Source organism: Holophagales bacterium, from assembly GCA_016699405.1.
Classification (GTDB): Bacteria; Acidobacteriota; Thermoanaerobaculia; order Multivoradales; family JAGPDF01; genus JAAYLR01.
Map to the genome: position 1 here is coordinate 5,076,727 of CP064972.1, position 25,498 is coordinate 5,102,224.

Here is a 25,498-nt window from a genome sequence, read left to right on the forward strand (position 1 = left end):
AATTCGGCCCAAGTTGCACCAAAGGGCAACGCCGTGCCACCGCCTCTCACACCGCCGCGACGAGCCATCCCTTGGCCTTCGCCAGCTCGGCGTTGAGCAGGCTCGCGCCGGCGGCGCCGCGCTCGGCGTTGTGACCGAGGAGCGTCATCTTCAGGCCGAGCAGCGGACACGGGCGAAGGCGTCCGACGTGGACCGCCATGCCGTCGTTCTCGTCGAGATCGAGCCGCGGCTGCGGGCGGTCCGGAGCCTCGTGGACGACGAGCGGCGGCTGCGGCGCCGAAGGCAGGGAGAGACGCTGCGCTTCGCCGCGGAAGCTCGTCAGCGCGTCGCGCACTGCGACGAGCGAAGGATCGCCCGCGAGGCGCACGGAGACCGCCTCGGTGTGTCCGTCGGCCACCGGCACGCGGTGGCAGGCGGCGGAGATCAGCGCGAGCAGCGGCTCGACCGCCTCGTCGGCGACTCGACCGAGCATCTTGGCGACCTCCTCCTCGACCTTCTCCTCTTCACCGCGAATGTAGGGAATGACGTTGCCGAGCAGATCGAGGCTCGGCACGCCGGGGTAGCCGGCGCCGCTCGCGGCCTGCATCGAGACCATGTGGACCGCCTCGATGCCGAAGGCCGCCTGGAGCGGCGCGAGCGCCGAGACCAGAATTGTCGCCGTGCAATTCGGGTTGCAGACGATCGCCCCCGGCCAGCCGCGCTCGCGTCGCTGCCGATCGACCAGGACGAGTTGCTCGGGGTTGACCTCCGGCACGAGCAGCGGCACGTCGGGCTCCATGCGGAAGGCCGAGGCGTTCGAGAAGACCCACGAACCGGCAGCGGCGAACGTGGGCTCGATCTCGCGCGCCGGCGCGGTGTCGAGCGCCGAGAAGACCACCGGAGCTGCGGCGCGATCCGCCGCCGCCTCGACGAGAATCCGGTCGCCGAAGCCGGCGTACGGCTCGCCGCGCAGGCGCCACGCGCAAGCGTCGCGGTAGCTCTTGCCGGCGTTGCGATCGCTCGCGGCGAGGTGGCGGATCTCGAACCACGGATGGCGCGCCAGGCGTCGCACGAAACGCTGGCCGACGACGCCGGTGGCGCCGAGCACGGTGACGGGGATGCGGTTGCTCATCGGCTCACTCCTGATGTCGATTCCATTCGCCGCGCAGGGCACGGCGCAGTCGTTCGCCCTCGGGGGCGAGCGGCTCAGCGAGCAGCGGCCGCGCCATCGCTTCGGCGAGCGCGGCCGGCAGCGCCACGCCGTCGGCGGTGACGTCGAACTTCGCCGGGTGGGCCGTCGCGTAGAAGAGCCCGGTCTCGCCCGGCGCGAGCACCTGTCGCAGGACCGCCGAAGCGACCGCGCCGTGTGGATCGGCCGCATAGCCGACCGCGGCGAGCCAGGCGATTTCGGCGAGCGTTCCGGCGTCGTCGACGCTCCCCCAGCGCAACTCGGCGCGGAGCCGCGCGAGATCGCCACCGGCAAGGGAGACCACGCGCTCCCAGTTGTTCGGCGCACCGACGTCCATGGCGTTGGAGAGCGTCGCCACGCTCGGCCGCGGCCGGTAGTCGCCGTTGGCGAGGAAGTCCGGCACGGTGGTGTTGTCGTTGGTCGCGAGGGCCAGCCCGGCGAGCGGCAGCCCCAGTCGTCGCGCGACGAGCGTCGCACAGAGATTGCCGAAGTTGCCCGACGGCACACAGACGACCGGCGGCGACGCGACGCCCTCGCGTCGCAGGCTGGCGACGCCTTCGAAGGCGTAGACCACCTGCGCGAGCAGACGGGCGACGTTGATCGAGTTGGCCGAGACCAGGCCGAGCTCGCGCGAGAGCGCCGCGTCGGCGAACGCCTCCTTGACCAGACGCTGGCAATCGTCGAACGCACCGTCGACGGCGAAGGCACGGACGTTGCCGCCGAGCGTCGCCATCTGCCGCTCCTGGCGCTCGGCGATGCGCCCGCGCGGATAGAGCACGGCGACGCGGAAGCCCGGGAGGCCGTGAAAGGCGTGCACCACGGCGGCTCCGGTGTCGCCGCTGGTCGCCGTCAGGACGGTTCGCACCGCGCCCTCGCCGCTTCGCCGAGCCAGCAGCGCGAGGACGCGCGCGAGGAACCGGACGCCGAAGTCCTTGAACGAAAGCGATGGGCCGTGGAAGAGCTCGAGCGCCGCGTGCGCCTCCTCGATGCGCACCACCGGCAGCGGGAAGTCGAACGCCGAGGCGACGAGCTCGGCGATCTCGGGGCGACTCATCTCGTCGCCGAGCAGCCGCGTGAAGATCTCCTCATTGCGTGCCCTCGCGTCGAGCGCAAACAGCGCCTCGACGTCGGGAAACGCCACGAGCTCGAGCGGCACGAAGAGGCCGCCGTCTCCGGGCAGGTTCGTCGCCACGGCGTCGAGGAAGGTCGTCCGGCGGCGGGAGTCGCGGGTCGAGGTCCAGAACATGCCTCAGCTCCTCTCCGTCGGCGGCGCGACGCAGCGTGCCCCGCGTGCCGCGCGGCAGACACGGACGCCAGAGGTCACGCCAGCTTCGCGCCACGCCTGCGCCGCCGCTTCGCCGACGGCGCTCGCCTGGGCCGACCCCGCGACGGCGAAGAGCGACGGCCCGGCCCCCGAGAGGCTGCAGCCGAGCGCACCCGCAGCGAGCGCCGCCGCCTTCGCCGGCGCGAAGCCCGGCACCAGAGAGGAGCGATAGGGCTCGGCGAGCAGGTCGCGCAGCGTCGCCGCGAGCAGCTCGCGGTCGTCGACGTGGAGCGCGTGTACCAGCGCCGCGAGGTTCTGCGCGTGGGCGATGGCGAGCGCCAACGGCACCTCGCGCGGCAGGACCGCTCGCGCCGCCCGCGTCGCCAGCTCGAGCTCCGGCACGACGAGGACGAAGCGCAGCTCCTCCGGCCACGGGAGCTCCCTCACCCGCTCGCCGAAGGCGACGAGCCGCACACCCCCGAGGAGGATCGGCGCGACGTTGTCGAGATGCACCGCGCCCGCCACGCCGCCTTCGGCCTCGGCCGCCGCATGCAGGCGCTGCTCCTCGGAGAGCGGCCCACCGAGCAGCGCGTCGATCGCCGTCACCGCGGCGACTGCCGAGGCGGCACTGCCACCGAGGCCGCTTGCCACCGGCAGAACCTTGTGAAGCGTCAGCGCGAGCGGCGGCAGCGGCGCGCCGAGCGCCCGCTCCACGGCGTCGCGCGCCCGCCAGACCAGGTTCTGCCGCGGATCGCGCGGTAGCCGATGAGCGAACGGTCCACGGCAGTCGAGCGAGTCGTGCTCGGCGAACTTCGCCTCGACGAGGTCGCCCCAGGGCTCGCCGTCGAGCGGCTCGATCGCCGCTCCGAGCACGTCGAAGCCCGCGGCGAGATTGCCGATCGAGGCCGGGGCGAAGGCGGCGACCATCCCCGAATTGCTGCCGGGAAGAGGCGGTTCACCTCTTCCCGTCGGTCGGGACGGCGCCTCGAAGAACCGCGCGTGGACAGCCCGCATCGCGCGCTCGCCGTCCTTCTCGTCGATCACCACGCAGATCGATCGCTCGCTCCCCCCCTGGGCGATCGCCGCCACGTTCACCTGCGCCTCGCCGAGCGCGCCGAAGAGCCCGCCGGCGACCCCGGTGCGATGGCGCATCCCGTCCCCGACCAGCGAGAGGATCGCCAGGCCGCTTGCCGCGTCGATCTCCTCGACGCGCCCGGTGGCGATCTCCGCCGAGAACGCCTCGGCGAGCGCCGCGACGGCGCGCTCCGCCTCCGCGTCGCGCAAGCCGAGGCTGATCACGCACTCGCTCGATCCCTGCGTGATCAGCATCACCGAGAGCCCGCGCTCGGCGAGCGCACCGAAGGCCCGGGCGGCGACGCCGGGAACGCCCTTCATCCCGGGTCCGGCGATCGACAGCAGCGCCACCCCACCGAGCAACGAGATCCCGCAGGCGACCCGCTCCCCGGCGCTGCCACCCGGGCGCACCAGCGTACCCGGCCGCTCGGGGTGGAAGGTGTCGCAGATGCGCACCGGGATGCCGGCCGAGCGCGCCGGTGCGACGCTCTTCGGATGGAGCACCTTGGCACCGAAGTGCGCAAGCTCCATCGCCTCCTCGAAGCTCACCTCGGCCACCGCGCGCGCCGCCGGGACCATCCGTGGATCGGCGGTGAAGATGCCGGCGACGTCGGTCCAGATCTCCAGCAGACGCGCGCCGAGTGCCTGGGCGAAGAGCGCGGCCGAGTAGTCCGAGCCGCCGCGCCCGAGCAGCATGGCGTCGCCCTTGGCATCCCCACCGAAGAACCCGGGGGCCACGGCGAGCGGCGGAGCGCCGTCCGCCCCGGCGGCCCAGGGTGCGAAGCGCTGGCGGGCTTCGTCGAGACGGGGCACCGCCTCGAGCGGATCGCCGTCGCACGGCAGGAGCTGTCGTGGATCGAGCCTGGCCGGTGCGAGACCCCGCCCTTCGAGGAGCGCGGCGAGCAGCTCGACCGTGGCGCGCTCACCGAGCGCCGCCACCTGGGCGCGCACGCGCGGCGAGCAGTCGGCGAGCAGGGAGATGCCGGCGAGCGCGCGCGCCAGCTCGCGCTCGAGGCCGGCGAGGCGCTCGGCCAGCGCGGCGCGGGCCGGGGCATCGAGCTCGTCGGCGAGCCCCGCGGCGATCGTCGCGTGCGTCTCCCGATAGCGCGCGAGAGCCGTCTCCTCCTCGCCCTCCACCGCGCGGTCACAGGCCTCGAGCAGCAGATTCGTGACCCCAGAAACCGCCGAGACCACCACCAGGGCCCGCTCCTCGACGAGTGCGGCGGCCGCCAGGTCGGCGATCCGTCGCAGGCGATCGGCGCCCGCCACCGAGGTCCCGCCGAACTTCATCACCCGCAGCGTCGCGCCGGCGGAGCGCCGTTCCGCTCCCGACCCGTCTTCTCGTTGCTCGACAGCCATCGCATTCCCCTGAAAAGCGAAAGGCCCCGCGTCCTGGTATCGAGGAGCGGGGCCGGGTCCGTCGCGATGCACAGCGCGTCAGGCGGCTCCCGGCTCCCCCATGGTAGTCGACGTGCCGCCGCCGAACGCCTCCCCGGCAAGGGCAGCCGACACGGCGATCGCCGTCGCGCACGACGACGGGATCGCGACTGGCCGGGTCGGGAAGGTCCGCATGGCGCGGCAACCTAGCCGCATCCGCCCCTCCTGTCAACCCGAACCTCCGCGGCCAGCCTGCTACCATCGGCGCGATGAGCACCCGGCCACGCGGCAGACGCACCTTCTCCTATGACGAGGCACTGCTGCTCTTTCCCATCGTGCGCGACCTGACCGACGCCGCCGTGCGCCAGGTCGAAGCCCTGATCAATCGCATGCAGAGCCGCGACGAGGCCGAGAGCCGCGAGGGCGAGATCCAGGAGGCCTACGAGAACATCGTCGCCGCCTGGACGGCCGAAGTGACCGCTCTCGGTTGCGAGGTCAAGGGGCTCTGGCTGGTCGACTGGGACAGCGGCGACGGCTACTACTGCTGGCGCTACCCCGAGCAGACCGTCGGACACTTCCACGGCTACGACGAGGGCTTCGCCGGGCGCGTCCCGGTCAACTAGACCGGAACGACCCTCGCACTCCACGGCCGATCGCCCCGCCGAGCCGGGAGACAGGAATCCAGCCGGACGGGATCCACGGCGGGAGGCTCGTCCGCCCGGGTCGGCGATGCCTTCTCCTCCGCGGGACCCGTCGCTCTTCCGGCCGTCCCATCGACGGGCTCCCCGCCCGACCCCCGGTTGTCGATGGGCCCCTCCGGAGACGCGCCACCCGCTCCGGAGAAGACATCGCCGACCCTGCCCCCACCCCTGGTGATGGGCGAAAACTGGACTGACACCTTCGCGACCAAACGAAGAATCGGTGCCTGTCCCCCCCTTCTCGCTCTCAGCGGCTCATCGTCGGGCGGGGGGCCGCGGGTGGCCGGGCGGAGGGCTCCCGTCCCCGCGCGCAGCACGGAGACGGGACGCCGACCGGACAGGACCCGCGGCGGCGGAACGCCGGCTCGCGGGTCACCCTCGTCGCAGCAGCTTGATCGCCGCCGCCGCGAGGAGCGCGACGAGCGCCGCCAAGCCGCGCGGGTCGAGCGTCGGGATCTCGATCACGCTCACCGGCACGTCGAAGCAGCTTGGCGCGTCGTCGTCCCCCGGATCTCCGTTGGCGTTCGGGTCGGGGTTCGCCCCATCGACCGAGAGATCGAGCACGACGACGCTCGCCGGGCTCGAGCCGCGCGCCTCGACCTGGTTGCAGTAGGGCCCCGCCTCGCCGTCCGGGTCGACGCGCACGACCAGCGTGATCGTGCCGCCACTGCCGACCGCGAGCGCATTGCCGGCGGCGAGCAGCGCGGTGTCGCCCACGCCGTCGAAGGCCGGATTGACGACGAGCTGCGGACTCTCGAGCGACACCACCTCGAAGGTGCCGGCCGCAGCAAAGGTCGCGGCGAGATCCTCGGTCACCTGGACGTCGGAGAGCGGCACGTTGCCGAAGTTGGCGAGGCGCAGCTCGAAGGTGACGAGCGAGACCGTCCCGTTCTCACGATCGACCGACACCACCCGCTTGGCGACGCCGAGATCCGGCTGCTCGACGCCGACGTCGGCGAGGTGATCCTCGATCTCGCCGTCGGGTGCCGCCCCGTTCACGCCGAGCCCCGCCTGCGTGCTGATGCGGAAGCGCGAGGGTGCAAGCCCCTGCGGGCTGCCCACCGGCACCGCGAAGGCGACATCGCGCGTCTGCAGGGACGAGAAGATCTCGTCGGCCGCGACCTGCTCGCCTGGATCCCCCCAGTCGCCATCGCGGTTGAAGTCGATCCACGCCGAGACGCGGCCACCGGTCGCACCCACCGTCACCCGCACCGTCCCGGAGGTTCCCGGAATGAGCTGCTGCGGGAAGAGCACGCCGTCCTCGTCGTCGATCGCACCCGTCGAATCGTCCCCGCTCGCACCGGCGTTCGGTTGGCCTTCCGCTTCGGTGTCGACGCTGGCGCCGAGCACCGGATTGCCGGCCGGCAGGACGGCGTGCCGCGCACCGTTCGACGCCAGCAGCGTCGGATAGGTCGGATCGACCGCATCGCCGAGGTCGAGACCGGCCGCGACGAGCGCCCAGTCCTCGACTTCGCCGTCGGCCGCCTGGCCGCCCGGCCCGGAGACACCCGTCGAGCTCAGCCGGAAGCGCGCGTAGGTCGCCGCCGAGCGGGCATCGCACGGCACGCTGACCGGCACGGTGTTGCTCCCGGTGACCAGCGCGAGCGAGGTGGCGATCCGATCGCGCGGTTCGTTGAACGCACCGTCGCCGTCGAAGTCGATCCAGGCGTCGAGTCGCGGTGTCGCGACCGCAGCGGTGTTCGTCAGGCTGACGCCGACGTTGACCGCCGAACAGGCGACGAGCGGCGTCGCCGGCAGGGTGACGCCGTCCTCGTCGGCGCCGTCGCCGGCCGCTCCGACGGAGGGCTGACCCTGCGCCTCGGCATCGACCGTCGCCCCGAGCGAGAAGCCCGCGACGATCCGGTGATTCGGGCCGCCGGAGCCGAGCGTCGTCGTGTAGGTGTCGGGGGCGTCGCCGAAGTCGACGTTGCCGATCGGCAGCGCGTAGTCCTCGACCTCGCCGTTCAGGGTGAGGCCGGTCGGCAGCGGGCTCGCATGCGCGGCGTCGGAGAAGCGGAACCGCGCGTACGACGGCCCCTCGACCGCGGCACAGGGTACCGTGAGCGAGAGGTTGTTCGCCCCGGCGACGAGCGCCTGGGCGGAGAAGACCTTCTCGCCCGCGTCGCCGAAATCGCCGTCTCGATTGAAGTCGATCCAGGCGTCGAGCACGCCGACGCCCGAGGCGGTGACGGTGAGCTGCGCCGTTTGGCACGCCGCGAGCGCGCTCGTGAAGCTGACACCGTCTTCGTCGTCGGCGCACGCCGCGCCGAAGACGCGCGAGCCGGCGGCGAGGTCGTCGCCGTCGGCAGTGCCGTTCGGCTGGCCATCGCCCTCGGTGTCGACACAGCTGCCGAGCCAAAGGGTCGCCGCTGCCGGGTCGATGCGATGTGCCGCGGCGCCGGCGCCCGCCGTGCCGTAGCTCGCCGGCGCGTCGCCGAGGTCGGTGCCGAGCGTCTGGACGAGGTAGTCCTCGACCTCACCGTCCGGCGCCTCGCCGGTGACCGCCAACCCACCCTGCGAAGAGCAGCGGAAGCGCGCGAAGGTCGGACCGGGCACCACACCGCCGGGAACCGCGACCGGCAGCGAGGTCGGTCCGCCGAGCGGCAGCGCGACGTTCGCCGCCACCTGCTCGCCAGGATCGCCGAAGTCGCCGTCGCGGCTCCAGTCGATCCAGGCGTTGAGCGTGCAGCCGGCCATGCTGGTGGTCAGCGACAGGGTCGTCGTCGCCCCCGGCACGAACGGCGCCGGGAAGCTCACGCCGTTCTCGTCGGCGCCGTCGCCGCTGGCATCGGCCGAGGGTTGGCCATCGCTCTCGATGTCGACCGACGCGCCGAGCGTCGGATTAGCGCTCGGCAACACGCGGTGGCGCGCCCCGTTGGTCGCGAGAAGCGTCGGGAAGGTCGGATCCGGGAGATCGCCGTAGTCGAGGCCGAAGACGCCCACCGCGTAATCCTCGATCTCTCCGCTCGCCGCCGGACCGCCGGGCGTCGCGATGCCGCCCGAGCTCAGGCGGAAGCGCGCGTAGGTCGGAACCGACGGCACGTTGCACGGCACCGCCACGTTCAGCAGGTTGGCGCCCGAGGCGAGGGCGAAGCCCGTCGCCACGCGATCGCGCGGATCGTTGAAGGCGCCGTCACCGTCGAAGTCGATCCAGGCGTCGAGGCGCGGCGTCGCGACCGCCGCCGTGTTCGTCAGCGTGACATTGATCGGCGCCGTCGTGCAGGCAACGAAGGCGCCGCCCGGCGGCAGCGCGATCCCGTCCTCGTCCGCTCCGTCGCCGGTGGCGCCGATCGAGGGCTGACCGTCCGCCTCGCTGTCGACGGTGGCGCCGAGCGAGAAGCCGGCGACCACCGCATGGCTCGGCCCGCTGCTCGCGAGCGTCGTCGCGTAGCTGTTCGGCGCGTCGCCGAGGTCGACGCCCAGGAGGCCGAGAGCGTAGTCCTCCACCTCGCCGTCCGCGGCGGCGCCGGTCGGCGCGAGACCCCCTGCCGTCGACAGGCGGAAGCGGGCGTAGGTCGATCCGGGCACCGCCGTGCAGGGCACGGCGAGCGAGAGCGCGTTGGCTCCGGCGGCGAGCGACTGATTGGTGAAGACATGCTCGCCGGCATCGTTGAAGTCGCCGTCGAGGGTGAAGTCGACCCAGGCGTCGAGCAGACCGCCGGCGCTCGGCGTCGAGACGGTGATCGCGGTCGAACGGCAGGCCACCAGCGGCCCGGCGAAGAGCACGCCGTCCTCGTCGTCGAAGCAGCTGCCGACCCGGCTGGTGCCGGCAGCGGCATCGTCACCGAGGGCGCCCGCGTTCGGTGCGCCGTCGGGCTCGGTGTCGACGCACAGACCGAGGAAACGCTGGGTGAGCGGGTCGATCTTGTGGCTCGCCGCGCCCGCGCCCTGGGTGCCGTAGCTCGCCGGGGCGTCGCCGAGGTCGTTGCCGACGATGCCGACGTAGTAGTCCTCGACCTCGCCGCCGGTGTCGTCCTGACCGGTGGGAGCGAGCCCACCGGACAGGGAGCAACGGAAGCGCGCATAAGCGCGGCCCGGCACGGCCGACGCCGGGACCACCGGGCTCAACACCGTCGGCGGGCCCGCCGGCACGGCGAGCGCGGTGGCGATCTGCTCGCCCGCGTCGCTGAAGCTGCCATTCCGGTTCCAGTCCACCCAGGCGTCGAGCGTGCAGCCTCCCAGCGCCCCGGAGGTCACCGAAAACGTGGCCGTGGCGAGCGGCTCGAACGGACCGGTGAAGCTCACGCCGTCCTCGTCGTCGCCGCCGACGCAAGTGCCGACCTGCAGGCCGAAGCCGCTCGCGTCGTCGTCGCTCGCCGCCACGTTCTGGCCGAAGCCGCTGTCGGCGTCGACGCAGGAGCCGAGGTAGTTCAGTCCGTTGACGCGGTGGGCCGCGCCGCCGTCCAGCACCGTGGTGCGGTAGTCGCCGGACGCCGTGCCGGAGACGACGTCGGGAGCGTCACCGTAGTCGTACTCCTCGACCACCGGCGGAGCAGGGACGAGCAGCGACACGAAGCCGAAGTCCACCGTCAGGTTCGTGTTGTTGTCGCCGTCCTCGGAGGTCGGCTCGCCGGCGGTCGTGAGGGTCACCGGCTGGCTGGCGACCAGGGCGCCGGCGTTGGCGCCGTTGTCGTCGCCGTTGACGTCGCTGTCGGGATCGGGCGCCGGATCGTTGCCGTCCGCCGTGACGTGGTCGAAGAGCGGCTCGCCACCGGCGAAGGCCTGCGGCGAGACGACCACGAGGTAGTTGCCCGGCGCGAGGTTCGAGAAGCGATAGCGTCCGGCGAAGCCCCCCGAGGTGGCGGTGACCGTGGCGCCGCTGTATTCGTCGAGGCTCGGCAGGCCGTTGCCGTCGACGTCGCGGTAGAGGTCGACCCGCACGTCGTCGACGCCGAGCTCGCCGTTCTCCGGCTCGAAGAGACCGTCGTTGTCGCTCTCGATCCAGAACTGGTCGCCGAGCGCGAGCGTGCCGGAGGCGGTGACCAGGCCGGCGTCGAGCGTCCGGTTCACCTCGTCGGCAGCGAGGATCACCATCGGCGTCACGCCGGTGGCCGGGAGCGCGTCGGAGTCGATCGCATCGTCACTGCCGGCGTTCTGGCTGGTGAACGCAGTGGCCGCGGCCGGGCGGACGAACTGCACGTAGTAGCGGATGCCAGGAATCAGCCCGTCGAACAGGTAGTAGCCGGGCCGGCCGTAGGTGTCGTCGGCGGTCACCGTGGCCCCGGCGAGTGCGTCGCCGCTGCCGGGCTCGGGCGTCGCGTCACCGTCGTCGACCCAGAGCCGCACCGTCACGCCGTTCGCCCCGTCGAACGGCGACTCGTTCTGCAGCCCGTCGCTGTTGCGGTCGAACCAGACGTAGTTGCCGAGCGCCGCGAGGTGCGTCGGGAAGAGGCCGAAGTCGATCGTCGGGTCGTCCTCGTTCGGGTCGAGGACGGTCGGCGGCGAGCAGCTGGTGGCCGGCAGGCCGTCGGAGTCGAGGGTGTCGTCGCTCCCCTGATCGCGCGGCGACGGCACGAAGGTCGGCGGCGGCGTCACGCAGACGAAGTAGGTGCCCGACGCCAGTCCGGGGAATCGGTACCAGCCGGGGGCGCCACCGGGTCCGTTGCCGGTGACGGAAGTGGCGATCGGCAGGTCATCGAAGGTCGACGGCAGACCGTCTGGACCGAGCTGGAAGAGGCCGACCGGCACGCCGTTCAGACCGGTCAGCGTCTCGTTCTGCACGCCGTCGTTGTTGGCGTCGGCCCAGACGAAGTCGCCGAGCGCCGCGGCGGTGCAGCTGCCGAGGGCGATGCCGACCTTCTGCGGCTCGGCGGCGAGCGAGCCGAGACCGTCGCTGCGCTCGGCTTGATAGGCGAACGAGTTGTACGCCGTCTGCGCCGGCGAGAGGTTGCCGGGCGTGACCATCGAAAAGTCGAAGCTGACGAAATCGAACGGGTTGACGACCCGGCTGCCGAACTCGACCTTGAACGAGCGCACGCTGGTGATCGGATCGGGCGCGACGGTCGTCCAACCCGGCGGGTCGCAGCTCGAGGTCGGGCCGCCGACCTCGCCGCGGCACGGATTGCCGGAGGTCGAGTAGTAGATCGCCGTCCCCGCCGGCGGGGTGATCGGCGCGGCGAGCAGCGGCGTCCATTGCGAGCCGCGCGGATTGGTGTCGCGCACCCCGGTGTCGCCGACGAACGGCAGGATGTCGACCAGCACGAAGCTCTGCATCGGCACCGTGCCGACGTTCTGCACCCGCAGGGTGTACTCGATCGCCCCGCCGGTGAGCGTCCCGTTCGACGTCGACACCGTGCCGCCGTCGCAGGTACCCTGGATCGTCTTGGCGGAGATCAGTTGGGCGACGCCGGCGACGGTGATCGTTCCCGTCGCGCTGCACAGCGTCTCGGCGGTGTTGGCGTCGCCGTCGTAGTCGAGCGTGTCGGCGACCGAGCTGCCCGAGCAGCGCTGCACGAGGGTCGGGGCGTCGGAGTCGAGCGTGAAGGTGTTCGAAAGGCTGCCGAACGGCGTTCCATTGCGGATCGTCGTCGCGATGTTGATCCACACCTGCTGGTTGACGCCGAGACTGCCGCTCCCAGCGTTCCAGCGCCAGCGCAGGAGCGTGCGCCCGGTGCCGGCGAAGTTCGGAATCTGGTCGAAGGTCTGCGGCGTCGGCAGCCCGGTGCCCTGGGCGTCGAACGTCCAGCTCGCGAAGCTCAGATTCACCGGCAGCAGGTCGGTTGCCACCAGGCTCTCGAGCGCCACCGGATCGCTCGACTGCGCCGCGCTGCGCACGCGCAGGCGCCACGAGACGGTCTGCCCGGGGTTGAACGGCCCGCTGCCGGAGAGGTTCTCCTTGGCCGGGTTGAGCTGCACGAACGGACCGGAGAGGACGAAGTTGCGACAGGCGTTGCGGGCGACGTTCGTCGGTCCGGCGGTGTAGACCGCCGTGAGATCGGCGCAGTTCTGGATCGTGTCGCCGAAGGCCACCGGCCCGCCGGCCTGATCCGGGTTGACGATCGTGCCGGTGATCACCGGTCGCGTCGAAGCGCTCATTCCAGCCGCCGCCTGGCCGTACTCCCAGCGGATCCGCGTCAGGTACTCACCGACACCCAGCCCCGGCGGCGGCGCGGTGAGCGTGGTGTTCGTCGTCGTGTTCGGCGAGCTCCCCCAGAGGGTGAACACGCCGGGTGCGGTGTTCTTCTCGTAGCTCACCCGCACGCCGACGCCAGCGGAGAAATCGGTGAGACCGGTGTAGGCGCCGGTGCTGACGCTCGCCACGGCGAGCTCGACCGGCAGCGTGTCGACGATCACCAGGTTGTCGAGCGGCACGTTGCCGCTGTTGCTGGGGTTCAGGTCGTAGCTGAACGTCTGGTTGAGCGTCGGCGGGTTCGGCGTGCCGCTCGCCATGTTCTTCGTGAAGCCGGCTCCCGGCGCGGGGACGAAGGTGGTGACCGGGTGGGTCACCGTGCCGGGCCCGAACGGCTGCGACGGCTGCCCGAGCGGCGTGGCGTCGGTGACGAAGCTGTTGGTGACGTTCGTGCCGCTCGGGAACGTCGCGCTGGGGAAGGTGACGTTCACCGTGATGTCGCAGTTCTGATTCGGTTGCAGCGGCACGGTGCAGGGGGCGGTCCAGGTGACGGTGGCCGGCGTCGTGCCGACACAGCCCGGCTGGCAGTCGGCCGGCGGCGTCGCGCCGTTGAAGACGGTGCCGACAGGCAGCGTGTCGACCACCGGCCCGATCGAGGTCAGGTTCAGGGCGCCGTTGCTGTTCGGAACGGAGATGCGCAGCCGGTAGCTCTCCGGCAGGTCGAGGTTGGCCGGCGAGGTCTGCAGGGTCTTCGTCAGGGTCACCTGCACCGAGGCCACAGCGGTCACGCTGACCGGAGGCGTGGTGAAGGTCCCGGGCGTCGCGCCGAGGTTGATGCCGTCGGCGGTGTTGGTCGCCACGGTGCCGTTCGGCGTCGAGCCGTTGGGGAAGCGCACGTTGATGATCAGGTCACCGGAGTTGCCCGCCGGCAGCGGGGTGATGAGGACGAACCGCACGCGAGTGCGCCCGCTGCCGCCGAAGTTCGGCGTCACGGTGATCGACGCGACGTCTCCCGTGGGGCTGGCTGGAACGGTCGAGACCTCCTGCACTTCGGGCGGCAGGAGATCGACGACCTCGGCGTTGAGGCAGGGGCCCGAGGTGCTGCTGCAGTTGTAGGTCAGGCGATAGGCGAAGGTCGCCCCGACCTGCTTGGTGTTTCCCGGATCGACCTGGATCGCCGCCTTGGCCAGAGGCTGCGCGCCCGCCGCCGACGCGAACAGGAGGAGAGACGACGCGACGAAACCCACGACCCAACTGCGCGAACGAACGCTCATGGAACCCCCCTGAAAGGAAACGAAGAACTGCAGACAATCCATCTTCCCGGCTGGCCGGGCCGGGCTTCCTGCCGGAGCCTGGCCCGGGAGAATGAGGAAACGGCCCACAATTGTCGGCGAACGGAAGCTCGCCTGCCGACGCGCGGCCGAACCCGGGCCGAAAAAGGAAATGGCCCGCCGCGCGCGGCGCGACGGGCCTCCCGTTTCGGATCCGGAACGAACCGGTCGCGCGACCTCAGCTGGGCCAGGTCAACGCCTCGACCGGGCAGATATTGATGCACTCGCGGCAACCCGTCGGGCACTTGTCGTAGGAGTCGAGCTCGAGCTGACCGTCGTCGTTGGTGACGATGATCTTTTCCGGGCACGCTTCGACACAGGCGTTGTCGTTGATGCAGGTGTCGTAGTCGATCCGCGGGCACTGCTTGTCGGCAGGCACCGAGTTGGCGTCGAAGAGCATGGTGTCGTCTCCCTGGAGTCTGGACGGACGCATTCGCGCGCCCGCGGCGACTTCCGATTCGGCGGCAGTCTAGCGACGCGGCAACGGACCTGCGCCGCCCGGAGGGCTGGCCGTCGGGCCACCCGATGGGGCAGCGAAATGCGCCTCCAGCCACGCAGGGCTCACCCCCACCAGGGATTCGACCCTCGCCTCCGCCAGCGAAAGTTCGCTCGAGCGATAGGTGTGGGCGACGCCGAGCGTTCGCAGGCCGGCGCCGCGCGCCGAGGCGAGGCCTGCCGGACTGTCCTCGATCGCCACCACCTCGTGCGGCGCCAGGGGAACGGCTCGGGCCGGCAGCGTCGCCGCCAGGCGATCGAAACCCTGCCGGTAGCCCTCCGGATTCGGCTTGCCCTCGGCGACATCCTCCGCCGCGACGAGGCAGCGCAGCAGGCCGAGGCGTCCGACGTGTCGGAGTGCGAGCTCGATCTCGCGCCGCAGCGCCCCGCTGACGACACCCACCGCAAGTCCGGAGGCCACCGCCCCGTCGAGCAGATCGAGCGCGCCAGCGAAGAACGGCAGACCGTGGCGCTCGACATGCGCCGCGTAGCGGGACGCCTTCTCTTCGGTCAGGTGGTGGATCGCCTGCGGGGTGACCGCTCGGCCCGCACCGGCGAGTGCCGTCGAAAAGCAACCGCGATCGTCGAATCCCAGGTAGGTCTCGTAGTAGTCGTGCTCGGTGAGCTCGATCCCCTCCTCGGCCAGCGTCTCCCGCAGGAAACGGCAGTGGAGCGGCTCGTCGTCGACCAGGACGCCGTTGAAGTCGAAGAGGATCCCGCGCATCGTGTCGCCGATCCTAGCCGAGCGCCGGACCCGGTTGACCGCGGGGACGCCGGCGGCTATCGTCCCGCCCCCAGGGAAGAAACCGGCGGCTCGCCCGGTTCTGATCCCCGAAGGAGAGCCCCATGCCCGACGTCCAGCCGACCTCCCCCGCCGCTCCCGCTGTCGCGGACGAGCCGGTTCTCACCCTGACCCCGAAGGCGCTCGAGATGGTCAAGATCACCCGCCAGCAGGAGGGGATCGACGAGGGCTTCGGCCTCCGCGTCGCCGTCATGGGAGGCGGCTGCAGCGGATTCCAGTACGCGCTCGACTTCGAGAACGAGCCGCGCGAGACCGACCTGCTGCAGAAGTACGAGGGGCTCACGGTGTTCATCGACCCGGTCTCCGCCCGCTACCTCGAAGGGGTGACGATCGACTACGTGCTCGGCATGCAGGGGGCGGGGTTCAAGTTCAACAACCCGCGCGCCACCGGCACCTGCGGCTGCGGCTCGTCGTTCACCGTCTGAGCGCCGGTTCGCCGGCTCAGCCGGCGAGCACCCGGTTGCGACCGCTCTCCTTGGCCCGATAGAGCGCCCGGTCGGCCGCCGCGAGTGTCGCGTCGAGGGTTCGCTCGGCGCGATGCTCCGAGACGCCGAGCGAGAGCTTCATCTGGAGCGACTCGTCGGCGAGTGCGATCCGGCTCGCCGCGACCTGCTCGCGGACGAACTCGGCAGCACGCACGCCCCCCGCCTCGGCCGTCTCCGGCAGGAGGAGGATGAACTCCTCGCCCCCCCAGCGCGCCACCACGTCCTGCGCCCGCAGATTGGCGCGGATCGCCGACGCCACCGCCCGCAGGGCCTCGTCGCCCGTCGCGTGACCGAACCGGTCGTTGACCGCCTTGAAGTGGTCGACGTCGGCGAGCACGATGGTGAACGGGCGCCCCGAACGGCGGAATCGCTCGAGCTCCGCCTCGCTCGCCTCGACGAAGCCGCGGCGGTTCGGCAGGCCGGTCAATGCATCGGTGCGGGAGGCCACCGCCAGGCGGGCATTGGCTTCCTGCAGCGCCAGGGTGCGCTCCTCCACCCGGCGTTCGAGCTCGCCGCGCAACGCGACGAGCTCGCGATGCTCGTGATCCTGCCGATCGGCCAGGGCCTTGGCCGAGGCGAGGAAGAGCACGATGAAACCGATCGCCGGCAGCCCGCCGCGCAGCGGCAGCCAGCCGAGCTGCATCGCCAGATCGGCGAGCAGGCAGAGCGAAAGAAAGACAAAGCCGCGCGCCACCGTGCTCGCACCGCGCCGCCCGTCGCGTGCGGCGGCGAAGGCCCGCGCCATGGCGAAGACCACCAGCACGCCGCAACCGAGCAGGGACGGGACGAGGAGGAACGGCTCGAGCGTCGCGCCGGCCGCGGGACTCAGGACGACCATTCCGGCCTGCAGGGCACGAATCGCTCGTCCCGCCCGCCGCGACCCGAGGCTCACGGCGAGCTCGACGAGGCAGAGGGTTGCCAGGCCGACACCGAGCAGGTTGAGCGCCGAGAGGAGCGACGGCGGTGACGGCGGGGCCCGTCGCAGCGCCATGCCGGTCAGGTCCACCATCAACGCGCCGCCGCAGGCACCCGCCAGCCAGAGATGCCCGAGTCGCTCGCGACGACGCTGCCAGAGATCGGCGTGGACCAACCCGAACAGCAGGTAGACACCGGCCGCGAAGGCGTCGAAGAGCTCGGAAAGGTCCGCCATGGAGGTCACGACACGGCGTTCGCCAGGAGATCGACCCGGCCGCCGTCAGCTCCGCGGCGGACCACCGGGCGCCGACCCGGCGTCCGAGGAGGTTCCGAGGAGCGCCGCGCGTCCGCCGTCGGCCAGCGCGAGGGGAGCTTCGGGAGTGCCGACACGCCGGTGGAGCATCGCCAGTCCGATGGCCCCACGCGCCGGCGAGTGAACCGCCGACGTCACCTCCCCGGCCTCGCGCCCCTCGTGGAGAATCGCGATGCCGACCGCCGGCAGAGCGTCGAGGAAGCGCAGAGCGCGAAGCTCGCGCTGCACCCCGCCGCGGTAGTGGATCCGCGCCACCACCTCCTGACCGAGGTAGCAGCCCTTCGTGTAGCTCACCGCCGCCGCTTCGAGGCCGGTCTCCTGCGGGAAGCTCCGGTCGTCGAAGTCGACGCCGAAGCGCGGCACACCCTCCTCGACACGCGCGACCTCGAAGCACTCGGTGGCGACGGATCGAGCTCCCGCGGCCGCGAGCGCTGCGATGACACGATCGCGCTCCTCGACCGGTAGCCAGAGCTCGAAGCCGGAAATCGAACCGAGATCGCGCCGCAGGACGATCCAGCTCGCCTCGGCGCGCGTCAGCGTCTCGAGCCCCGCCGCCTCCGGTGCCGGCAGGCCCGACTCGGCGAGCCGCCGACCCGCCTCCGGTCCCGCGGCGTGAAGCGACGACAGGTCGGCGCGCAGGCGCAGCGTCACGCGATCGGCCAGGATGAAACGGGCGAGGTGCTGCTCGATCGCCGACGCCCGCTCGGCGGGCAGCGACACCACCAGGGCGTCACCGAGCGCACCGACCCACGCGTCGGCGAGCACCCGCCCTTCGCGCGAGGTGAAGAAGCCGTACGCGACGCGACCGGCCGCGAGGCCTTGGACGTCGCACGTCAGGTAGCCATGAAGAAAGCGAGCTCGGTCGGCTCCCGTGACCTCGAGCAGGGCCCGGGCGTCGCGCTCGCCGATCGCCGCACCGCTTCGCAGCGCGTCGTCGGCGGACTCGTGGTCGGGTCGACGGTCGGACGGCAGGTTCATGCCGGGCAGTCTAGCAACCGAACGGGCCCTGCCCGATTCCTCACCGCGTTTCGTCGCGAGGCGGCGCCGCAGAAGGGCGGGGCGAGCGAGGCGGGCTAGGATCGTGGCGATGGACGAACGTCGTTTCGCGCTCGAGCTTCCCGGCGGCCGCACCCTGGTCGGCCTGCTCGACCTGCCGGCCCGCGCACGTGGTGGGGGCCCGTCGCCGGTCGTCGTCCTCTGCCACGGCTTCAAGGGCTTCGCCCGCTGGGGCTTCTTCCCGCCGCTCGCCGAGTTGCTCGCCGCGCGCGGCTTCGCCGCCGTGCGTTTCAACTTCACCGGCTCGGGCATGGGGCTCGACGACGACCGCGTCACCCGTCCCGAGGATTTCCGGGAGGACAGCTATCGCGCCGAGGTCGCCGAGCTCCGCCTGCTCCTCGACCGACTCGGCGAGGTCGCACCCGGCGCCCTCGACCTCGACCGGCTGGCGCTCCTCGGCCACAGCCGCGGCGGTGCGATCGCGTTGCTGACCGCTGCGGCAACCCCTTGGCGGGAACCGCTCCGCGCCCTGGTCACCTGGAACGCCATCGGCCACTGCGATCGTTGGACGGCCGTCGAAAAGGAGCGCTGGCGGAGCGAGGGTGAGCTCCCGGTCACCAACGCCCGAACCGGGCAGCGACTCGCCCTCGGCCTCGGGCTGCTCGACGACGTCGAAGGTCACGCCCCCGAGCTTGACCTCCACGCGGCGGCGCTTCGCCGCCGGGCGCCCTGGCTCCTGCTCCACGGGACCGCCGACGAGTCGGTCCGCTTCGCCGAAGGCCAGGCGCTCGCGCGCACCGTCTCACCCGAGAGCGCGCCGCTCGAGCTCCATCCGATCGCCGAGGGCAGCCACACGTTCGGCGCGCGTCACCCGTTCGCCGGTCCGACGCCTCACCTCGTCGCGGCGATGAACCTCACGCAGCGCTTCCTGCGCCGACACCTCGCGCCGTAGGTCACGATCCACCGTCGCTACCGACGAAAAGGACCGGGACGGGAGCGACGCGTAGAAGCCCCGGGGACCTCGCGCCGCCCGACCCCCAGATCCCTCGCTTTCGCTTGGGGTGACGACGGAGGATGGGGACAGGCACTCATCGCCAGCGCGAGGCGGGATCGAGACCGCTGCGAGCGGAAGGAAGGCGCTGGCGCCGGGGAGTCGTCGCCGCTTCCGGGACCGCGCCGGGTTACCATAGCCGGGACACGCAGGAGGTCACCGTGCAGATTCACTCCGAACCCGCCATCCCCCCGGTCGACACCCACTTCGGGGTTCAGCTCTTCCAGACCCACGCCGCCGAGCTCGCCCGCCGGATCACCAAGGTCCACCCACCGTTCGCTGTCGTCGACGTGCGGGCGGCAGCGGAGTTCGCGCGCGGACATGTCCCCGGAGCGCTGTCGGCCTCGCCGGCGGCGATCGCCGACCGGTTGCCCGGTGGCATCGACACGGCGACCGAGGTCTTCGTCGTCGGCCACGGCTCGGAGGATCTCGATCGCCGGCGGGCGGCGCTCGCCCTGCGCGCTCACGGCGTGCGGCGTGTCGTCGAGCTGACCGGCGGCATGGCGGACTGGAACGGCCTGCGGCTGCCCGTCGAATCGGGCCGCCCGGTCGCCTGAGGCCCCGCAGCGATTCGAACGAGTCGATCGGCCGCCGCTCAGGCGGCCGGCGCGAAGGGGAGCGCCGCGATCGTCTCGGCCTCGGCGAGCGACGCGACGACCCAGTCGGCGCCCGCCTCGACGAGCGCCGCGGCAGGCGTCCGCCCGGTCGACACGGCGAGAACCGGCAGACCGTGGGCGCGGGCGCAGACGACGTCGAGCACCGCATCGCCGACGATCAGCGCCTCCTCCGGCCGGTAGCCGTGCGCTCGCCCGGCCGCGGCGCGCCACAGCGCCACCGGCGGCAGGTCGCGCCGGTCGATCTGGTCGTCGCCGAACGCACCGAAGGGAAAGAACCGGTTCAGCTCGTACTTGGCGAGCTTGATTCGCGCCCCACGCTCCCAGTTGCCGGTGAGCAGACCGAGCGCGATCTCGTCGCGCGCCGCGAGCCGTTCGAGCAACGGCACGACACCGGGCAGGAGACGCATCCGCTCCGGCCGTAGCGCGTCGTCGAGACCTTCGAGGTAGAGATCGCGCACGTGCGGCAGCCCGGCGAGCGCGACCTCCGGTGGAATGCCCGCACCCGTCGCCAGATCGAAGACGATCCGCGGATCGGTGCGCCCCGAGAAATCGTAGCTCTCGACCGCCCCGGCCGTGCCGAAGACGGCACGCATCGCCGAGGCGAAGAGCGGCTTGCTCTGCCCACCGCAGTCGACCAGCGTCCCGTCGATGTCGAAGAGGACGAGCTTCACGAACCGCCTCGAACCTGCCGCCAGTCGGGAGTGCGCTTCTCGGCGAGGAAGGTGGCGATGCCGCGCCGGCAGTCGTCGGTGGCCCGCGCCGTGGCGTTGACTTCGGCGGCGTGGGCGAGGGCGTCCTCGACGCGCAAGCCGACGACATCGAGGAGCAATCGCTTGGTGCGCGCGATCGACTCGGAGGAGGCCCGGGTCAGGATTCCGCCGGCGAGCTCACGGCCGGCGCTCTCGAGCTCGTCGGCGGGAACCACCCGATTCACCAGGCCGATTTCCCGGGCTCGTCCGGCGTCGACGAACTCGGGGTCGAGCAGCAGCTCGCGGAGGTCCGAGCCCTTCACCCGCAGCGGCAGGAAGGTCGCGACCAACGCCGCGACGAAGCCGATCCGCACCTCGCTGTACATGAACCGTGCGTCGGCGGCAGCGATCACGAAATCGTGGGCCGTGGCGAGGCCGCAGCCCCCGGCCACGCACGAACCCTGCACCAGCGCCACGGTCAGCGCCTCCTGGCGCAGCACCGACTGGAAGAGTCGCATCAGCCGCCGCGAATCGGCGCGGTTCTCCGCCTCGCCGGCGTCAGCGAGCCGGGCGAGGTGCTCGAGGTCCGCCCCCGCCGAAAAGTGTCGGCCCTCGCCGCGCAGCACGACGGCGCGAACTCCCTGCTCGCGCAGTGGCCGCGAGTAGACCTCCGTCAGGGCTTCGGCCAGGGCCGGGGACAGGGCATTGGCGCGCTTCGGGTCGGCAAGCGTCACCCAGAGCAGATCGCCATCGCGCTCCTCGCGCAGCGGCGCGCTCACTCGAGCTGCTCCTCCGGCACGTCGATCGTCATCTGCAGGAGCCCCTGGCCGTGCGTCTTGCCCTGGGCGTCGGTGGCGAGGCTCGCCGTGCCGCCGCCGCCGAGCGAGTCGTGCAGGATGAAGTTGAGCGCCAGAAGGTTCGGCACCTCGAACCGCTCGACCGCTCCGTGACAGACCTCGGCGAAGTGCGCCTTCACGCGGTCGGCGGTCACTTCGCGCCGAATCACTTCGTAGAGTGCGGGCGTGGCGGCGATCAGGCCGACGTTGCTGCCGTCGCCCTTGTCACCCGAGCGGGCGTGGGCGATTCGCGAGAGCGGGACACGCATGGTCGGCATCTCCTGTCGTCAGATCGCCTCGACCGACACGACGAGGTGCCGCTCGACCTCGTCGCGGGCGAGCAGCGCCGGCCAGTAGGCGACCACCTCCTGCGGCTTCGGCCGGCCGCCGGCGAAGCCGGTCACGCCCGGCGGACCGGCGGTGACCAGCGGGGCAATCTCCTTGCCGAAGCGCTCGACCTTCCCGCGCTCGCGGTCGGCGACGGCGAGGCGCAGCACCACTTCGGGCGGATCGGACGGCGCGGGGAGGATCCCCGGCAGACAGGCCGAGACGCCGAGCAGCTCGACCTTCCGATCGGGCTCGGCGAAGGTCACTCCGGCGCGCTCGAGCCGCTTCCAGACGATCTCGGCGGCGAGTTGCGCCTTCTCCACCGCGCGCGGACCGCTCACCGTGAGCTGGCTCGTCGCCTTGTAGCCGTCGAGGTAGGAGGCCGAGACCTTGAGGAACGGCGTGCGCGGCCGCCCCTCGATCCCCGAGACGGCGACGCGGTCGTGTCCCTGCTGCGCGAGCCGGATGGTCGAGAAGTCGGCCACCACGTCCGGCGTGATGTAGCTTGCCGGGTCGCCCATCTCGTAGAGCAGCTGCTCGGAGACGGTGTCGACCGTGACCAGGCCGCCGGTCCCCGGGTGCTTGGTGACGACGAAGCTGCCGTCCTCGGCCACCTCGGCGATCGGGTAGCCGACGTTCCAGAGGTCCGGGACCTCCCAGAAGCGGGTGAAATTGCCGCCCGTCGACTGCGCGCCACATTCGAGGATGTGCCCGCAAATGGTGCCGGCCGCCAGACGGTCCCAGTCGTCTTCGGCCCAGCCGAACTCGTGGATCAGCGGCCCCAAGGCGAGTGCCGTGTCGGTGATCCGCCCGCAGAGGACGATCTGCGCGCCGCCGGCGAGCGCCTCGGCGACCGGGCGCGCGCCGAGATAGGCGTTGGCCGAGGTGACGCGGTCGACCACCTCGGCGAGCGGGGCGCCGGAGTCCATGTTCTTCATCGCGTGCCCCGAGGCGAGCAGCGACGGCAGGCGCGCCAGCAGGTCGTCTCCCTCGACGGTACCCACCCGGAGCCCCGAGATGCCGAGGCTCCGCGCCACCTCGAAGACCTTCTCCCGGCAGGCACGCGGGTTGAGACCGCCGGCGTTCGTCACGACTCGCACACCCTTCTCGACGAGCATCGGCAGGGCGCGGCGGACGAAATCGATGAAGTCGGTTGCATACCCCGCCTGGGGGTTCTTCAACTTCTGCCGCATCATGATCGACAGCGTCACCTCGGCGAGGTAGTCCATGCCGAGGTAGTCGATCGGCCCCCCTTCGAGAAGCAACAGCGGCGCGTCGACGCTGTCCCCCCAGAACCCCTGCCCGTTGGCGATCCGCACGGTGCGCATGGCTCGCGAGCCTAGCATTCCGCAGGGCCTCCCCCTCTCCGGATGCTCACGCCGCCGGTGACCTCCTCACTCGCCCTCCACGATCGGCGAGAATCACCAAGCCTTCGGCTCAGCGGCTCGGCGGAACCCGGAGCAGATAGGCCCGGCAGTTCGGAGCGAGGTCGATCGGCTCGGCCGACCGCGCCATCCCCGGCACCGCTCGCTCGATTTCGGCCAGCACCGCCGTGTGCGGGTACTTGCGAAAGAGGAACTCGGCATCGAGCACCCGCTCGTGTCCGCAAAGCACCTCGTCCCCGCTCGCCGTCCAGACCGTCCACAGGACCCTCCCGCGCGAGACTCGGAGCATCTCGCGGACGAGCGGAGCAAACTCGGGGAGGTGCCCGACCACCTCGAAAGCGACGACGAGATCGAACTGCCCGTCACGGAACGGAAGAGCGAACCCGTCGGCGCGTGCTAGCCGGGCCTCCGGTGATCGCCGACGGGCCAGGGCGAGCATGCGAACAGCCAGGTCGACGCCCACGTAGCTCGCGGACGACAGTCCGGTCGCGATCAGGTGCTCGCGGATCCGGCCGCTGCCGCAACCGACCTCGAGCAGCGAACCTCCGGATACCGGCAGAAACGAGCGGGAGAGCTCAGCGACCCGCTGCCGGTGGGTCGACTCCGAAACCGAACGAGCCCAATAGTCGTCGATCGCTTCCACCACTCCGGGGTCGTCCCACCTCTGCCACGGCCGTTGAACCATGACCTAGACGCTAGCACTCCGGCCGCCCTCGGACGATGCCGCACCACCGAGCGCCCACGCGTCGCCGCTGTTGCGATGGTCCACCTGGAAGGGGCGCGCCGAACGCTCCAAGAGGGCATTCTCGCGGCCTCTCCAGGGCTCGTGGGCGCCTCACACCGCCGCCTGGTGCACCCCCGCCACCGCGCGGCCCGAGGGGTCGGCGCGAGCGGCGAAGGCGGCGTCCCATTCGATGGCCGCCGGGGTGGAGCAGGCGATGCTCGGGCCGCCCGGAACGGTGCGGGCGGCGTCTTCGCCCGGAAAGAGCTCGTCGAAGAGGCGGCGGTAAAGATAGCCCTCCTTCGTGGTCGGCGAATTCCAGGGAAAGCGCCAGCGGGCCCGGGCGAGGTCGGCGTCGGAGACCTCGTGCTCGGCGTGCGCCTTGAGCGAGTCGATCCACGAATAGCCGACGCCGTCGGAGAACTGCTCCTTCTGCCGCCAGAGGATCTCCGCCGGCAGCGCCCCGTCGAAGGCGGCGCGCAGGACGTGCTTCTCCATCCTCCCCTCGCGGGCCATCTTGTGGGTGGCGTCGAATCCCATCGCCACGTCGAGGAACTCGCGATCGAGGAACGGCACGCGCGCTTCGACGCCCCAGGCCGCCATCGACTTGTTGGCGCGGCGCAGGTCGTAGCCGTGCAGCAGATCGAGCTTGCGCACCGTCTCTTCGTGGAACGCCTCGGGCGACGGTGCCTTGTGGAAGTAGAGGTAGCCGCCGAAGATCTCGTCGGAGCCTTCGCCGGAGAGCACCATCTTCACGCCCATCGAGCGGATCTTGCGCGCCATGAGGTACATCGGCGTCGAGGCGCGGATCGAGGTGACGTCGTAGGTCTCGACGTGGCGCACGACGTCCGCAAGCGCGTCGAGCCCCTCCTGCACGGTGTAGCGCAGCTCGTGATGAACCGTGCCGAGGGCGGTGGCGGCGACGCGAGCGGCGGCGAGATCGGGAGATCCCGGCAGTCCGATGGCGAACGAGTGGAGCCGCGGCCACCAGGCCTCGCTGGCGTCACCGTCCTCGACGCGCCGCGCCGCGTAGCGGGCCGCACAGGCGGCGACCAGCGACGAGTCGAGCCCGCCCGAAAGCAGCACGCCGTAGGGCACGTCGGTCATCAACTGGCGGTGCACGGCGGCCTCGAGGGCGGCGCGCAGGGTGCCGAGATCCGCTTCCACGCCGACGGTCGTCGCGCGATCCCGCCACGCCGGCCGGTAGTAGCGCACTGTTTCGCCCGTCGCGCTGTCGTAGTAGGAGCCGGCGGGGAACTCCTCGAGGCTCTTGCAGACACCGACGAGCGCCTTCATCTCCGAGGCGACGAGCAGCTGTCCGTGCTCGTCGCGCCCCCAGTAGAGCGGGCAGACGCCGAGCGGATCGCGCGCCACGAAGGCGCGCTGCGCCGCACGGTCCCAGAGGGCGAAGGCGAAGATGCCGTTCAGCCGGGCGAGCAGCTCCGGTCCCTCCTGGCGCCAGAGGGCGTTGATGACCTCGCAGTCGCTCGCCGTCTGGAAGTCGTACGGCAGGGTGAGACCGGCGCGCAGCTCACGGTGGTTGTAGATCTCCCCGTTGACGGCGAGCGCGAGCAGGCCGTCGGCGGAGAGCAACGGCTGCGCACCGCTCTCCGGGTCGACGATCGCCAACCGCTCGTGGGCAAGCACGGCACGGTCGTCGGCCCACACGCCGCTCCAGTCGGGCCCGCGGTGCCGCTGCCGCGCCGAGAGCGACAGCGCCAAGCGCCGTGCCGCGGCTGGATCGGTGACCACGTCGAAGAGTCCCAGGATCGAGCACATCGTCTTCTCTCCTCTCGCTGCTGCCTGAAAAACGAAACGGCCCGCACTGGTGTGCGGGCCGTCGGGTGGCGCTCCTGCTGCGAGGCGCTCAGCTCACGGTCCGCAC

The 25,498-nt window shown here is 71.7% G+C and carries 18 protein-coding genes; 4 read left to right on the forward strand and 14 right to left on the reverse strand.

What is annotated here, in order from left to right; all coding sequences use genetic code 11:
- Window positions 1–46 precede the first annotated feature (46 nt).
- The 3 genes from asd to thrB are packed head-to-tail and all read right to left on the reverse strand — an operon-like array spanning window position 47 to window position 4,865.
- Entirely contained in the window at window positions 47–1,111 is a 1,065-nt protein-coding gene (gene asd, locus IPJ17_21030) for an aspartate-semialdehyde dehydrogenase (GenBank protein QQR73916.1), read from the reverse strand.
- A 4-nt stretch (window positions 1,112–1,115) separates the two neighbouring features.
- On the reverse strand, window positions 1,116–2,414 hold the full coding sequence (gene thrC, locus IPJ17_21035; protein ID QQR73917.1) for a threonine synthase: 1,299 nt from the start codon (window positions 2,412–2,414) through the stop codon (window positions 1,116–1,118).
- A gap of 3 nt (window positions 2,415–2,417) precedes the next feature.
- Window positions 2,418–4,865, reverse strand: coding sequence for a homoserine kinase (gene thrB / locus IPJ17_21040; protein ID QQR73918.1), 2,448 nt, complete (start codon window positions 4,863–4,865; stop codon window positions 2,418–2,420).
- 287 nt (window positions 4,866–5,152) lie between these two features.
- On the opposite strand from thrB, the gene IPJ17_21045 reads away from it, so the two are divergent.
- On the forward strand, window positions 5,153–5,506 hold the full coding sequence (locus tag IPJ17_21045) for a DUF2203 domain-containing protein (GenBank protein ID QQR73919.1): 354 nt from the start codon (window positions 5,153–5,155) through the stop codon (window positions 5,504–5,506).
- Window positions 5,507–5,953: 447 nt separating this feature from the next.
- On the opposite strand, the gene IPJ17_21050 is transcribed toward IPJ17_21045, so the two are convergent.
- The 3 genes from IPJ17_21050 to IPJ17_21060 form a co-directional block, all read right to left on the reverse strand.
- Window positions 5,954–13,924, reverse strand: coding sequence for a hypothetical protein (locus tag IPJ17_21050; GenBank protein ID QQR73920.1), 7,971 nt, complete (start codon window positions 13,922–13,924; stop codon window positions 5,954–5,956).
- A 235-nt stretch (window positions 13,925–14,159) separates the two neighbouring features.
- Entirely contained in the window at window positions 14,160–14,381 is a 222-nt protein-coding gene (locus tag IPJ17_21055) for a 4Fe-4S binding protein (GenBank protein ID QQR73921.1), read from the reverse strand.
- A 69-nt stretch (window positions 14,382–14,450) separates the two neighbouring features.
- Complete coding sequence (locus IPJ17_21060) at window positions 14,451–15,200, reverse strand: HAD family phosphatase (GenBank protein QQR73922.1); 750 nt, start codon at window positions 15,198–15,200, stop codon at window positions 14,451–14,453.
- 122 nt (window positions 15,201–15,322) lie between these two features.
- Here IPJ17_21060 and IPJ17_21065 point away from each other — a divergent pair, with 122 nt between their 5' ends.
- A complete protein-coding gene (locus tag IPJ17_21065) occupies window positions 15,323–15,703 on the forward strand; it encodes an iron-sulfur cluster assembly accessory protein (GenBank protein QQR73923.1) in 381 nt (126 codons plus the stop codon).
- Window positions 15,704–15,719: 16 nt separating this feature from the next.
- On the opposite strand, the gene IPJ17_21070 is transcribed toward IPJ17_21065, so the two are convergent.
- Window positions 15,720–16,913: a diguanylate cyclase gene (locus tag IPJ17_21070; GenBank protein ID QQR73924.1), complete on the reverse strand. Its 1,194-nt coding sequence runs from the start codon at window positions 16,911–16,913 to the stop codon at window positions 15,720–15,722.
- A 45-nt stretch (window positions 16,914–16,958) separates the two neighbouring features.
- Complete coding sequence (locus IPJ17_21075; protein QQR73925.1) at window positions 16,959–17,969, reverse strand: folate-binding protein YgfZ; 1,011 nt, start codon at window positions 17,967–17,969, stop codon at window positions 16,959–16,961.
- Between the two features lie 109 nt (window positions 17,970–18,078).
- Between IPJ17_21075 and IPJ17_21080 the strand changes: the two genes are divergently transcribed.
- Together IPJ17_21080 and IPJ17_21085 are read left to right on the forward strand one after the other, a co-directional pair.
- Entirely contained in the window at window positions 18,079–18,939 is an 861-nt protein-coding gene (locus tag IPJ17_21080) for an alpha/beta fold hydrolase (GenBank protein ID QQR73926.1), read from the forward strand.
- 260 nt (window positions 18,940–19,199) lie between these two features.
- Entirely contained in the window at window positions 19,200–19,595 is a 396-nt protein-coding gene (locus IPJ17_21085; protein ID QQR73927.1) for a rhodanese-like domain-containing protein, read from the forward strand.
- A gap of 38 nt (window positions 19,596–19,633) precedes the next feature.
- Here IPJ17_21085 and IPJ17_21090 read toward each other — a convergent pair whose 3' ends face one another.
- From IPJ17_21090 to asnB, 6 genes are all read right to left on the reverse strand, one after another.
- On the reverse strand, window positions 19,634–20,326 hold the full coding sequence (locus IPJ17_21090; GenBank protein ID QQR73928.1) for an HAD hydrolase-like protein: 693 nt from the start codon (window positions 20,324–20,326) through the stop codon (window positions 19,634–19,636).
- On the reverse strand, window positions 20,323–21,123 hold the full coding sequence (locus tag IPJ17_21095) for an enoyl-CoA hydratase/isomerase family protein (protein QQR73929.1): 801 nt from the start codon (window positions 21,121–21,123) through the stop codon (window positions 20,323–20,325). Before IPJ17_21095 ends, IPJ17_21090 begins: the two co-directional genes overlap by 4 nt.
- Complete coding sequence (locus IPJ17_21100; protein ID QQR73930.1) at window positions 21,120–21,449, reverse strand: hypothetical protein; 330 nt, start codon at window positions 21,447–21,449, stop codon at window positions 21,120–21,122. The genes IPJ17_21095 and IPJ17_21100 overlap by 4 nt, the downstream gene beginning before the upstream one ends.
- An 18-nt stretch (window positions 21,450–21,467) precedes the next feature.
- Window positions 21,468–22,835 carry a DUF1446 domain-containing protein gene (locus IPJ17_21105; GenBank protein QQR73931.1) on the reverse strand — a complete coding sequence of 456 codons (1,368 nt, stop codon included), beginning with the start codon at window positions 22,833–22,835 and terminating at the stop codon, window positions 21,468–21,470.
- A gap of 109 nt (window positions 22,836–22,944) precedes the next feature.
- Window positions 22,945–23,577 (reverse strand): class I SAM-dependent methyltransferase, encoded by a 633-nt coding sequence (locus IPJ17_21110; GenBank protein ID QQR73932.1) that lies wholly within the window; start codon window positions 23,575–23,577, stop codon window positions 22,945–22,947.
- A 150-nt stretch (window positions 23,578–23,727) separates the two neighbouring features.
- Window positions 23,728–25,392 (reverse strand): asparagine synthase B, encoded by a 1,665-nt coding sequence (asnB, locus tag IPJ17_21115; GenBank protein QQR73933.1) that lies wholly within the window; start codon window positions 25,390–25,392, stop codon window positions 23,728–23,730.
- Window positions 25,393–25,498 lie beyond the last annotated feature (106 nt).